Annotated in this window: 8 protein-coding genes; 7 read left to right on the plus strand and 1 reads right to left on the minus strand. The window is 47.7% G+C overall.

The genetic code is table 11. The features are described 5' to 3' along the window. The first annotated feature begins 157 nt into the window (after positions 1 to 157). Positions 158 to 892, plus strand: coding sequence for a LytR/AlgR family response regulator transcription factor (locus CYJ98_RS07500; protein WP_101756010.1), 735 nt, complete (start codon positions 158 to 160; stop codon positions 890 to 892). Between the two features lie 274 nt (positions 893 to 1166). Here CYJ98_RS07500 and pilC read toward each other — a convergent pair whose 3' ends face one another. Beyond that, positions 1167 to 4646, minus strand: coding sequence for a PilC family type IV pilus tip adhesin (gene pilC / locus CYJ98_RS07505; protein ID WP_244169024.1), 3480 nt, complete (start codon positions 4644 to 4646; stop codon positions 1167 to 1169). A 501-nt stretch (positions 4647 to 5147) separates the two neighbouring features. Here pilC and carA point away from each other — a divergent pair. The 6 genes from carA (at position 5148) to CYJ98_RS07535 (ending at position 14128) form a co-directional block, all read left to right on the plus strand. Further along, the gene (carA, locus tag CYJ98_RS07510) at positions 5148 to 6278 is read left to right on the plus strand and encodes a glutamine-hydrolyzing carbamoyl-phosphate synthase small subunit (RefSeq protein ID WP_101756012.1); all 1131 of its coding nucleotides are present in this window, start codon (positions 5148 to 5150) and stop codon (positions 6276 to 6278) included. A 91-nt stretch (positions 6279 to 6369) separates the two neighbouring features. Next, complete coding sequence (locus CYJ98_RS07515) at positions 6370 to 6627, plus strand: SemiSWEET family transporter (RefSeq protein ID WP_016687622.1); 258 nt, start codon at positions 6370 to 6372, stop codon at positions 6625 to 6627. Positions 6628 to 6913: 286 nt separating this feature from the next. Then, entirely contained in the window at positions 6914 to 7486 is a 573-nt protein-coding gene (locus CYJ98_RS07520) for a DUF1643 domain-containing protein (protein WP_101756013.1), read from the plus strand. 23 nt (positions 7487 to 7509) lie between these two features. Further along, positions 7510 to 10725: a carbamoyl-phosphate synthase large subunit gene (carB, locus tag CYJ98_RS07525; protein WP_101756014.1), complete on the plus strand. Its 3216-nt coding sequence runs from the start codon at positions 7510 to 7512 to the stop codon at positions 10723 to 10725. A 402-nt stretch (positions 10726 to 11127) separates the two neighbouring features. Then, a complete protein-coding gene (gene pilB, locus CYJ98_RS07530; protein WP_101756015.1) occupies positions 11128 to 12807 on the plus strand; it encodes a type IV-A pilus assembly ATPase PilB in 1680 nt (559 codons plus the stop codon). A 79-nt stretch (positions 12808 to 12886) separates the two neighbouring features. Then, entirely contained in the window at positions 12887 to 14128 is a 1242-nt protein-coding gene (locus CYJ98_RS07535; RefSeq protein WP_101756016.1) for a type II secretion system F family protein, read from the plus strand. Position 14129: the final 1 nt, after the last annotated feature.

A 14129-nucleotide genomic window follows, 5' to 3' on the forward strand; every position in this document is an offset into this window, starting at 1 on the left:
ACCATGCCCAAGAAGCGAAAAATCATGTATATTTCAAAAATTTCCTAAAATTGTCACAAACTGATAATTTCAAGGTTGTAACAACATACGGCTGACGCGTTATTGAGGATGACAAAGCGCGGCAGATCTCCCACGATACGACAAAAAGAATACCGCTATGCCAAGTGCCATTATTGTAGAAGACGAAGTATTAGCAGCAGAACGCTTACGTGTATTATTGGAAGAGTGCAATGTCGTACTGCTCAACGTCTTTCACCATGCCATGCCAGCATTGGAGTGGCTGAGCGTCCACGAAGTCGACATCGTTTTTGCCGACATCGGCATGCCGGAAATCGATGGTCTCGAATTTGTCGAACGCATTAAGCGTACCGCCAAACGCCAGCCGGAAATTGTATTCACCACAGCCTACGAAGAACACGCCCTGCGCGCGTTTGAGCTAGCTGCCGCAGACTATCTGCTCAAACCAATCAAAATGACCCGCCTGCAAACCGCGCTTGACCGCATCATCGAGAAAAACCGCGAAAAAGCAGACAGTTTCACCCATTTCAAAGTGTACAACCGCGAGCGTATGGTTGAAATCCCCTGGCAGCAGGCGCGTTACCTGATGGCGGAACACAAAACCGTCTATCTGTTTACCGGCGACGGTCAAAGCTTCGAATTACCGAAAACATTGGTTTACTGGGAAGAATTGCTGGGCGACAAAGTCATCCGCATCCACCGCAACGCCCTCGTCTTCCGCCACACCCTCGACAGCCTGATTCGACTGGACGATGACGAGAACGACGAATCCGTATCCACATGGGGCGCAAAAATTCTTGATATTCCGACCCCGCTGCCCGTCAGCCGCCGACAACTGTCCACCCTGCGGAAAATCATTAAAAACAGCATCTAAAATGCACTCCTTGACTGGCTCTTTTTAAATCAAAGGCCGTCTGAAAAGATATTTTCAGACGGCCTTTTAACTTCCCAAAACCAATAACAGAAAGCAGAAAAAGAAACGACTAGAGCTTGCCGTTTGGCTTTATCCAAGCTTTCAATTTGATCAAACCTTGTTTTGCCCTCAAACAAACTTTTCCATTTTTTAATCCAGCATCTCTCATTACTACCACTCAACAGAGAAGGCCGTCTGAAAAATTCAGACGGCCTCGATATCCAAGCCTTACCGATTAAAAGAACAATTCGCGCCAGCTGATGCGTTTGAGTCCGCATGTCCGGCCTTGTACTTCTAGGCTGACCAGTTGGTTAGACAAGAGACTGCGATCACCTTTAGTTGCAAAACATTTATTGTTTGGCACACTCGGCGTAGCGTTCAACTCCTTATCCGTACCCGTGCCGCCACTATCGCCATCGGCAGTGACCGGAGAATCGTCGGCTTTGCTGGAATTCATATAAGTAAAGTTGATAACGCCATCAAAAGTCATACCGTTGGCGTAATAAATCTGGCCATTATTCTCGCGCTTGATAAACTGACGATCCTTAGCGGAGATACGAGCATCACGCAATCCCAAACGGCCGCCGTTTTCAGCATTTACGCCCAGAATAATCGTTTTCGCTGTCGTTTGTGTGGACGTGCTGTCCGGCAAACAAACATCGGTACTGGAAGAATCAGTATGAATTGTTTTGCTTTCATACTTACGAATGGTTACAACGGCTGTACGCAAAATCATCGTCGGTTTGACAGTCACACGTTCATTCGGACCTAAAGTCAGACTCCAGCCTTTTTTGCCTTCACCAACCTTATTGTCGCTGACATAAATGTGTTCGCCGTCACTTTCTCTGGTTTGCTGTTCCAACTCACTGCTGTTTGCCAAAACTGCTTTGTCAGATACATCGTCGTAAATACCGTAAACGGCATTGATTTGGCCGTTGGTATTATTCAATTCATTCTGATAAATCTCGCTACCCGTACCAAAAATGACGACATACTTGTCTTTACTGCGGCGTGATACCGCAGGCGCAGACGTAATCGGTTGATTACCCGATCCTTGGAAAATCATTTGCGCAGACCATTTGGACGGTGTTTCACCACTCAAGTCAAAGCGGAACATATTGCCGTAACGGTCGCCTGCATAGGCAATATCGACAATACCGTCAAAATCGGTGTCTACCAAAGTGGGCGTAGAGAGGCCGCCTTTGCCATTCGGCGCAGGAATTTTAGCCAAGAGATTACCAGCACTAGAAACATTTTTACCGGCATCTTGCGTACCAGCTTCTTTACCTGTCATATCATAGACATATAAAGCCGTTTCATTGTCGGTACTGTTCACATCTTCAGTACGATAGCCGCTGGCCAAGAAACCTGCATAGCGCACATCAGATTTGAGATTGACCGGAGTGGTATCGCGCTTGATGGAAACACGACCGATTTGTGTCGAACCAATGGTATAACCCAGCTTATTGTCAGAGCCTTTTTTTGTTTCAAACAAAGGCACAGTCGTATTCCAACTACTACGATCACTGTCAGCCACTGCACCAATATTCAACGCATACGCACCACGTCCGCCCTGACCCATCGCACCAAACATAAAGGTTTGTTTATCCGGTGTTTGACGGAGAACAAAGCCACCATTGACCATATAGCGGTGTGGCGTACTGGAGCCATAACCATCTCGTGCAATATCTTTCAGAACTTTGCCCAAAGTTGTTGCTTGACCTTTATCGTCCTCGCGCTCCATGCCTGCCGGAATATAGCTGAGTTTCAAGTCATAAGGATTGCTTGACGTATCATTACGACGGAAAATATGTACCATGCCGTCATTGGCAGCGGCGACCAAAAACTCTTGGCGGCCTTTAACTTTATCCTTATCCCCAATAGCTGCAACCGAACCGTCTAAAATATCGCCCAAATTACGTTCATCTTTACTTGCATCATTAGGGTCAGTCGGACGGATACGATAAGACTGGCTATAACCTTTTGCCTCTGCATCCGCTTTGATGGCTTCATCACTCCCTGCTCGGCCAGTCCATTTCAGCAATGCATTTTTCCATTCCAACTTATCATCTTTCGCACTGCCGTCTGAAATGCCAAAATCGGCGTTTGAAGCCTCATTATCTGCAACGCTATCGATGAAATAGGTCTTACTGCCATCATTAACCAAAGTAAGACGGTTTTTAAATGATGGCTGGTCAAACTTAGTCGTATCAATAGGCGTACCATTGGGGTTTAATTTATAAAACCGCAACTGACTGCTCCAAGAGCCGGTATTTAAATGAACCGTTGCCGCCATATCGGGAACACCCATACTGGTCGTTGCCGGCGCAGTAGAGGATACTCCTTCAAATTTCGTATTCTTACTGTCATTTTCAATATTATCGACGATGGTTTTGAAAGCATCGAGCAACTTTTCAGGTTTTGCGGCATTAAAATACCAGTCTGGGCGACTGGCACCCTTTTCCAGATACTCCTTCCCGACTGGAGAGATTCCCTCACCAAAGCCCACGGTAAAAGTCTGAACCAATTGCTTGCTATAATCTACGCCTTTAGGATCGCTTGGATCACCATCCCAGCTCTTGCCGGCAGCATCTTTGCCATCTTTTTCTGTTTTGATGTCTTTTTCTGCCAAAGTCTGACTAAAGAAACGCATACCGCGTTTCTCATTACCATAGTTTCTATCCCAATAAGGAACAAAGGGGTCGCCAAGGCCTTGGACTTTTCGTTTACCATCTTTTTCACCTAAAAGCACCCAATTTCCTGAAGCATCTTTTGCATATTCAGCATATTGACATTGAAACTTTTTCTCCCCTTCAGGAGTATTCGATCTTGGGTCATAAATCGGCAGATCAAAATATCCTTCAAGGCCGTTTCCTGAAAAATATTGTCCTTGCTTATGTTTATCTTCATAAGCTTTTGCTTCAGACGGCCCGAAATATTGGTATGCAAGTGTATTTGCACTACTCTCAATACGACGATAATAGTTTGAATAGTAATAATCTCGATCATAGTTAAAGTTAGTATTAGGAGATAAGCGAGGATCCTCGCCCGGAACCTGGTTACTACAACTCATATTGGCATCACCGTCCGACATCACAATCACATAAGACTTCTGACAACGGTATTTGATATTTGGGATGACGAAATTTTTGACGACTTCATAATAACGGCGCGTTGTCGGCGTAGCTTGGTAAGCCAACATCTCATCTACTTTTTTACTGACATATTCCCAGTTTCGATCGACAGAACCATCCGTAAAGCCTTCAGAATCCTTCATATCACCTTTACCTTTGGTATCATCGGGTCTAGGCAGTTCTGTATATGCGTAAATAGCATTATTCTCTTGCCTTTTTTTCTCATCCCATTTCAAATACCGAGGATTATTGTGTAAAGTCTGCAAGCCCCAGTTAAACTGATCTTTGTATTCACGCAAAACCTGCTTTAATGCAGATTTGGCAATATTGATCTTCCTGTCTTTATTCGGAACATTATAATTACCCCCGGCATTAGCCAACATACTGCCCGAGTCATCAATCAAAAACATAATATTGTGTTTGACTTTGGGTTGGCCGCTGACGTCGGTTTTGTTTTGCAGGTAAAAAGGAGTTTGGGCAAACTGCTGCGTATTTGCCTGAACGGAAATGCTGATGAGTGCTAAAGCGGAAGCGACGCTTGCATAAATGAGGCGATGGCGGCCTGATGGAGCGTTTTGCATAATGTGTTCTTTTTTCATCGGATAATCTCAGCTAAAAATGACGTTGTTTTTATTTTTTATGAGGTTACGATTCTAGCATAAACAGCCAGTTTCATGTTTGATTCGGCTGAATTTCCCTACACCTGCATTTCAAACACAACAAAAATGAAACAATCTGCCTGCTCAGTTTTAAGACGGCCTGACTGAATATTTAGTTCAACCTTATTCATCAAGCATTCCAAAAGCAAGGGACTGTACCATAAAGATAAAACGTTTTTAAATTATCGATTATTTGCTCTATGCTTGAAATTCCTATCATTTTGACTTAAAATACACTGCTTCTACGGCATAGACCGCTATGTCTGAAAAAGCACGTTACACAGCAAAATCAAAGCTGCGGAGCGTGTTTTTTTTTAGCCGAGATTTCCGAAGGCTGTCTTTTTTGTAAACAATTTTTATTTTTCAGACGGCCTGACCCATTTTTTTTCGAACCGATCATCATCAGGCAAACAGGATTCCATCATGACCACTCCGGCTCTTCTCGTTCTCGCTGACGGCAGCGTATTTCACGGCACATCAATCGGTTACGAAGGTTCGACTTCCGGCGAAGTCGTGTTCAACACTTCCATGACCGGCTATCAGGAAATCCTGACCGACCCTTCCTACTGCAAACAAATCGTTACCCTCACCTATCCACACATCGGCAACACCGGCACCAACGCCGAAGATGAAGAAAGCCGCAGCGTTTACGCCGCCGGTTTGATTATCCGCGACCTGCCCCTCTTACACAGCAACTTCCGCGCATCCGAAAGCCTGCACGACTATTTGGTACGCAACAAAACCGTCGCCATCGCCGACATCGATACCCGCCGCCTGACCACCCTGTTGCGTGAAAAAGGTTCACAAGGCGGTGCAATCTTGACCGGTGCAGATGCCACCATTGAAAAAGCACAAGAACTGATTGCCGCATTCGGCAGCATGGTCGGCAAAGACTTGGCAAAAGAAGTTTCCTGCACAGAAACTTACGAATGGACCGAAGGCGAATGGGAATTGAGCAAAGGTTTCGTTACCCCTTCCGAACAACCTTACCACGTCGTCGCCTACGATTTCGGCGTTAAAACCAACATCCTGCGCATGCTCGCCTCACGTGGCTGCCGCCTGACCGTTGTTCCCGCCCAAACCAGCGCGGAAGACGTGTTGGCACTCAATCCTGACGGCGTATTCCTGTCCAACGGCCCCGGCGACCCCGAGCCTTGCGACTACGCCATCAAAGCCGTACAAAAACTGATGGAAAGCGGTAAACCGATTTTCGGCATTTGTTTGGGACACCAGCTGATCAGCCTCGCCATCGGCGCAAAAACCCTGAAAATGCGCTTCAGCCATCACGGTGCCAACCACCCCGTACAAGATTTGGACAGCGGCAAAGTCGTCATTACCAGCCAAAACCACGGTTTCGCCGTCGATGCCGACACCCTGCCCGCCAACGCACGCATTACCCACAAATCCTTGTTCGACAACACCTTGCAAGGCATCGAGCTGACAGACAAACCCGTGTTCTGTTTTCAAGGCCACCCCGAAGCCAGCCCCGGCCCGCAGGATGTCGGCTATCTGTTCGACAAATTCATTGACAATATGAAAGCGGCGAAGCAATAAAGCGAATTTTTCAGACGGCCGTCAAATCCGGCAGGCCGTCTGAAAATCAAGCGATTCAAAATCCTGTAACTCAAGTCAGAAAGGAAACCCCATGACTGAAAAACAAATGCGCATCCTCTCCGTTGTCGCTACCCTGACCGCCGTCGGTATGTACGTTTCCTATATCCCACAAATCCAAAACAACCTTGCCGGCAACCCCGGCTCGCCGTTGCAACCCCTCGTCGCCGCCATCAACTGCACATTATGGGTTGCCTACGGCTTTTTAAAAGAAAAACGCGACTACCCCGTCATGCTGGCGAACGCCCCGGGCATCATTTTGGGTTTGATTACATTTATCACTAGTTTTTAAGGAAGTTTTCAGACGACCTGTGCAACATAAAAACGCAAAAGGTCGTCTGAAAAAAGATTGTCCTAACATCAACAGCGGAATTTTTCAGGTAGCCTTTATCGCAAGACAGATGGAACAAACGCCGCGAGCGTTTTTTTCAGACGACCTTTGAACCCGTCGGTAGGGTGTGTGCCGCAAGGCACGCACGCGGTGGGTTGAGATTTCAGGGAAAATAGAGAATGCGTGCGTACCGCACACACCCTACCATGCGGGCTACGGCTTGCTATACATTAAACAGGAGCAAATAATGAATCCAATAATGGGCGGTAACATCTATTCTGCGACACTGGATGGCTGGGAAATTTCTTGGGAAAGTCAAAAAGAATATCGACACTGGTGTATTCAGAAAAAATCAAATAATAACAGAACATTGTTAGTCATTATGTTCAACCCAGGGAGCTTGAGTGGCGATGGGAAAAATTTATCTGGAGATACAACTCTTCGTATACTTCGTGAAGTATGTGGCAATGCAGGATTTAATCAGGTCATTCTAAATCTTTTTGATTACGCCAATCCCCAAACCGCACCTTTGTTCTCAAATTGGGAGAAACGTGATTTAAATAGCAACCTGATATTTGAACATCTTTCTGAATTTAAATACGATAATTATATTATGGCATATGGAAGCTATCAGTCAGATCTATTATATGAGAAGGATATTTTGGAGCGTATCAATTTAATACAAAACATGCTAAAAAAAGATAAAGAGATTGAGTTGCCAAGAAATCAAAATGGAACACCTAAACACCCAACTGTATGGCAGCGACAAAAATTAAAACCCGATATTACTAGAATATTATCTAAGTATAGAGAAAATTAACTGAAATTATAGAGAGTCATAACATGCCCAAACGTACCGACCTAAAATCCATCCTTATCATCGGCGCCGGCCCTATCGTTATCGGTCAGGCCTGCGAATTTGACTATTCGGGCGCACAGGCCTGTAAGGCTTTGCGTGAAGAAGGCTATAAAGTCATTCTGGTGAATTCCAATCCCGCCACGATCATGACCGACCCTGAAATGGCCGATGTTACCTACATCGAGCCGATTATGTGGCAGACGGTGGAGAAGATTATCGCCAAGGAGCGGCCTGATGCGATTCTGCCCACGATGGGCGGCCAGACCGCGCTGAACTGTGCGCTGGATTTGGCGCGCAACGGCGTGCTGGCGAAATACAACGTCGAGCTGATCGGTGCGACCGAAGACGCGATTGACAAGGCGGAAGACCGTGGCCGCTTTAAAGAAGCGATGGAAAAAATCGGTTTGTCTTGCCCGAAATCTTTTGTCTGCCACACCATGAACGAGGCTTTGGCAGCGCAAGAACAAGTCGGCTTCCCGACGCTGATTCGTCCGTCTTTTACCATGGGCGGTTCGGGCGGCGGCATTGCCTACAATAAAGACGAATTTTTGGCAATTTGCGAACGCGGTTTTGATGCGTCGCCTACGCATGAGTTGCTGATTGAGCAGTCCGTCCTCGGCTGGAAAGAGTACGAGATGGAAGTGGTGCGCGACAAGAACGACAACTGCATCATCATCTGCTCGATTGAAAACTTCGACCCGATGGGTGTTCATACGGGCGACTCCATCACTGTTGCGCCTGCACAAACATTGACCGACAAAGAATACCAAATCATGCGTAATGCTTCGTTGGCAGTGTTGCGCGAAATCGGCGTGGATACCGGCGGCTCAAACGTGCAGTTTGCGGTAAACCCTGAAAATGGCGAGATGATTGTCATTGAAATGAACCCGCGCGTAAGTCGTTCTTCCGCGTTGGCATCTAAAGCAACCGGCTTCCCGATTGCGAAGGTGGCGGCGAAACTGGCTGTCGGTTTTACGCTGGACGAGTTGCGCAACGACATTACCGGCGGTCGCACTCCTGCATCATTCGAGCCTTCCATCGACTATGTCGTGACCAAAATTCCACGTTTCGCCTTTGAAAAATTCCCTGCCGCAGACGACCGCCTGACCACGCAAATGAAATCTGTGGGCGAAGTAATGGCAATGGGTCGTACCATTCAAGAAAGTTTCCAAAAAGCCTTGCGCGGCTTGGAAACAGGCTTGTGCGGCTTCAATCCGCGCAGCGAAGACAAAGCGGAAATCCGCCGCGAACTGGCCAACCCAGGCCCTGAGCGTATGCTGTTTGTAGCCGATGCGTTCCGTGCAGGCTTTACTCTAGAAGAAATCCACGAAATCTGCGCCATCGATCCTTGGTTCTTGGCGCAAATTGAAGACTTGGTGAAAGAAGAAAAATCAGTTTCAGACGGCCAGTTGCAAGACTTGGATTATGCCGCTTTACGCCGTCTGAAACGCAAAGGTTTCTCTGACAAACGTTTGGCACAATTGTTGAACGTAAGCGAAAAAGAAGTCCGCGAACACCGCTACGCGCTGAACCTGCATCCGGTTTACAAACGCGTTGACACCTGCGCCGCCGAGTTTGCCACCGAAACCGCTTATCTCTACTCCACTTACGAAGAAGAATGCGAATCCCGTCCTTCCGACCGTAAAAAAGTGATGATTCTCGGCGGCGGCCCAAACCGTATCGGTCAGGGTATTGAATTTGACTACTGCTGCGTTCATGCCGCACTCGCCCTGCGCGAATCCGGTTTTGAAACCATCATGGTCAACTGCAACCCGGAAACTGTATCCACCGACTTCGACACCAGCGACCGCCTGTACTTCGAGCCGCTGACCTTGGAAGACGTATTGGAAATCGTCCGCACTGAAAACCCATGGGGCGTGATTGTTCATTACGGCGGCCAAACCCCGCTCAAGCTGGCCAATGCCTTGGTGGCAAACGGCGTGAACATTATCGGCACATCTGCCGACAGCATCGACGCCGCCGAAGACCGCGAACGCTTCCAAAAAGTGTTGAACGACCTCGGCCTGCGTCAACCGCCTAACCGCATCGCCCACAACGAAGAAGAAGCCCTCGTTAAGGCCGAAGAAATCGGTTATCCGTTGGTTGTCCGTCCTTCTTACGTACTCGGCGGCCGCGCCATGCAGATTGTTCACTCTGCCGAAGAGTTGCAAAAATACATGCGCGAAGCCGTACAAGTTTCCGAAGACAGCCCTGTATTGCTCGACTTCTTCTTGAACAACGCCATCGAAGTGGACGTAGACTGCGTTTCAGACGGCCAAGATGTCGTTATCGGCGGCATCATGCAACACGTCGAACAAGCAGGTATCCACTCCGGCGACTCCGGCTGTTCATTGCCTCCATACTCTTTGAGCGAAGAGATTCAAGACGAAATCCGCCGCCAAACCAAAGCCATGGCATACGCACTGGGCGTGGTCGGCTTGATGAACGTACAGTTTGCCGTACAAGACGGCGTGGTCTTCGTACTGGAAGTAAACCCACGCGCCAGCCGTACCGTACCGTTCGTATCCAAAGCCACCGGTGTACCGCTTGCCAAAGTCGGTGCACGCGTGATGGCAGGCATTTCGCTGAAAGAGCAAGGTGTAGAAAAAGAAGTCATCCCGGACTTCTACGCCGTTAAAGAAGCCGTGTTCCCATTCATCAAATTCCCGGGTGTGGACACCATTCTCGGCCCTGAAATGCGCTCTACCGGCGAAGTGATGGGCGTGGGCGCAAGCTTCGGCGAAGCCTACTTCAAAGCCCAACTCGGCGCAGGCGAACGCTTGAGCACAACCGGCAAAATCTTCCTTGCTGTACGCGACGAAGACAAACCGCTCATCGTCAAAACCGCACAAAACTTCCAAGCACTCGGCTACGGTGTCTGCGCCACACGCGGTACCGCCGAATACTTGAAAGAACACGGCATCATCGTGCAAGCGGTCAACAAAGTACAGGAAGGCCGCCCACACATCGTGGACGCCATTAAAAATGGCGAAATCGCCCTGGTGGTCAACACCGTCGGCAGCACAGTACAATCTGTTACCGACAGCCACAGCATCCGCCGCACCTCCCTCACCCAACGCGTACCGCAATACACCACCATCGCCGGCGGCGAAGCCATGAGCGAAGGTGCAAAAAGCCGCGAACACTTGGGTGTGTACAGCGTACAGGAATTGCATGGCCGTCTGAAAAACAAAGCCTAATCAATCCTATCGGATTTAAATAGCTAAAAGGCCGTCTGAAACCTAATTGCTCAGTTTCAGACGGCCTTTTCATATTTCAAATTCCAACCGTCTGTCCATCAAAACAACCTTTTCTGCCATCTCCAAACAAGCAATAACAACATGAAATATAATTTCGTTATTGATTGGATTCATACGACAAAATTGTTGTTTTTTCATCATAATCCAAAAATATCGAGTTTAACGCCTATTCTCCTTGCTTTATAATGGCCGTCTGAAATAAAAATACAATTAAAGCAGAAGCATGTCTTTGCAACTTAAGCAGATTTGCATAATTAGATATATGCTTTAATCATAATAATGATAAAATAATACGGCTTCCTCTAAATTAAAGGGAAAACTGCACAAGAAACGGAAAATAAAATGAGTGTCGGATTATTGCGTGTTTTGGTTCAAAGCCAGACCATCTCAAATCAACAAGCGGAACATTACAACAGCCTTTTACAATCGAGCAAAGAAATCCTGCCCAACCTGTTTTCAGACGGCATCATCTCCCCTAAAGCTTTGGGAGAGTTAGTCGCGCGCGTATTCAGCTATCCCCTTTTGGATTTGCACTACTACCCGCGCAATAATGTAGTCAGCGACATTCTGACGGAAGAGCAAATGGTGCAAAACCGTTGCATTCCGATTTTCAAACGCGGACGCAAGGTTTATTTCGCCGTATCCGATCCGACCCAAATCCAAAACTTTCAAAAAATCGCTTTTGCTTCAGGTTTAAGTGTCGACTTGGTCGTAGTTCCCGACGACCAGCTCAGCTCATTGCTGGAATGGCTGGGTCAACGTTCAACCACCATTCTGAAAGAAATCAACGACGAACATGAAGCAACGCAGCAATCGCAATCGCTTTATATCGACAATGAAGAGGCTGAAGACGGCCCTATCCCTCGTTTCATCCACAAAACCCTATCCGATGCCCTGAACGCGGGCGCATCAGACATCCACTTTGAATTCTACGAACAAATGGCGCGCGTCCGTTTCCGTGTGGACGGACAGTTGCGTGAAGTCGTACAGCCGCCTGTCGCCGTGCGCGGCCAGTTGGCATCGCGCATCAAAGTAATGGCGCGTTTGGATATTTCCGAAAAACGCATTCCGCAAGACGGCAGAATTCAAATTGCCTTCCATAAACACGGCCGTCCGATTGACTTCCGTGTCAGCACTTTGCCGACATTGTTTGGTGAAAAAGTAGTGATGCGTATCCTAAATTCCGATGGCACATCACTCAATATCGACCAGCTCGGTTTAGAGCCTTTCCAAAAAGAAATGCTGCTTGAGGCCATTAACCGCCCTTACGGCATGGTATTGGTTACCGGTCCGACAGGTTCGGGCAAAACCGTTTCGCTCTATACCTGCCTGAGCATTTTGAATACGGAAGATGTGAACATTTCGACGGCAGAAGATCCGGCCGAGATTAACCTGCCGGGCGTCAACCAAGTCAACGTCAATGAAAAACAAGGTCTGACGTTTGCCGCCGCACTCCGATCCTTCTTACGTCAAGATCCTGATATTATTATGGTCGGTGAGATTCGTGACTTGGAAACCGCCGACATCGCCATTAAAGCCGCCCAAACCGGCCACATGGTTTTCTCTACCCTGCATACCAATAATGCACCGGCCACGCTGTCCCGCCTTTTGAACATGGGTGTCGCGCCTTTCAACATCGCCAGCTCGGTCAGCCTAATTATGGCGCAAAGGTTGTTGCGCAGACTGTGCCCGAACTGCAAACGTGAAGTTGAGCGCCCGCCGGTTCCGGCATTGAAAAAAGCCGGCTTTACCGATGCGGACTTGGCTCAAGATTGGAAACTCTACCGCCCGGTTGGCTGCGACAGCTGCCGCGGCAAAGGCTTTAAAGGCCGCGTCGGTATTTATGAAGTCATGCCGGTCAGCGATGAAATGCAAAAAGTCATTATGAACAACGGTACAGAAGTTGATATCATGAACATGGCCTATCAGGAAGGCATGGTAGACTTGCGTCGTGCTGGCCTCATGAAAGTCATGCAAGGCCTGACCTCGTTGGAAGAAGTGACTGCTCATACCAATGACTAAACTGCCATATTTTCGAAAATTAAAATAAAGCGGCACGGGGAAACAGTCCGCTTTATTTCTTACTAACAAGGGATAACTCATGGCTCAAGCAGAGCAAAAAAGAAGTCTGTTCGGTTCAAGAAGCAAAGGCAAGCGTTTTACATTTGAAGGAAAAAACATCGAGACCGAACGTCTTGTCCGTGGTGAAGTAGTTGCCAAAGACGAAGAAGAAGCACGCAAAAAACTCCAACGCAGAGGCATTCGTCCTTTACGTATCAGCAAAGTCAAAACCGCACGCAAACGCCGTATTACACAAGAAGACATCACGGTGTTTACGCGCCAACTGGCAACGATGATGAAGGCAGGCTTGCCGCTGATGCAGGCTTTTGAAATCGTTGCTCGCGGCCACTCCAATCCGAGCATGACCGAAATGCTGATGCAGGTTCGCTCCGATGTCGAACAAGGTAGCGCATTGGGTAAATCGTTCTCCAAATATCCAAAATATTTCGACCGTTTCTATTGCAATCTGGTCAGCGCAGGCGAGTCCGGCGGCGTATTGGAAAGCTTATTGGACAAACTGGCTGTCTATAAAGAAAAAACCCAAGCCATTAAGAAAAAAGTCAAAACCGCACTGACCTATCCGATTGCCATTATCGTGGTGGCGATTGCGCTTATCTTCATCATGATGATGTTTGTACTGCCTGCCTTTAAAGAAGTCTATGCCAATATGGGTGCAGAGTTGCCAAGCCTTACCCAACTTGTCATGAGCTTGTCTGATTTATTCGTCGACTACGGCTGGATTATGATCATCCTTTTGATTGTTTCGGCCTTCGGCCTGTACAAACTCCATGAAAAATCGCCTACTTTCCAAAAACGAATCGATGCTTTGATTTTGAGACTGCCTGTTTTTGGCACCATCGTCCGAAAAGCGACCATCGCCCGTTGGGCGCGTACGACCTCCACCCTCTTCGCAGCCGGCGTTCCTTTGGTGGAAGTATTAGATTCAGTTGCAGGCGCATCCGGCAATATTCTCTATGAAGAAGCCACTCAAGACATCCGCGCCAAGGTAACCCAAGGCCTGTCGCTGACATCCAGTATGCAAAGTACAGATATGTTCCCCAATATGGTGATCCAAATGGCGGCCATCGGCGAAGAATCAGGCTCTTTGGATGATATGCTGAACAAAGCAGCCGAATTCTACGAAGATGAAGTAGATAACTCCGTCTCCCGCTTATCTGCCTTGATGGAACCTATCATCATGGTGGTATTGGGTTCGCTCATCGGTATTTTACTGATTGCCATGTATCTGCCGCTGTTTAACTTGGGTAATGTCGTAGGTTGAT

Source organism: Neisseria perflava, from assembly GCF_002863305.2.
GTDB classification, from domain to species: Bacteria; Pseudomonadota; Gammaproteobacteria; order Burkholderiales; family Neisseriaceae; genus Neisseria; species Neisseria perflava_A.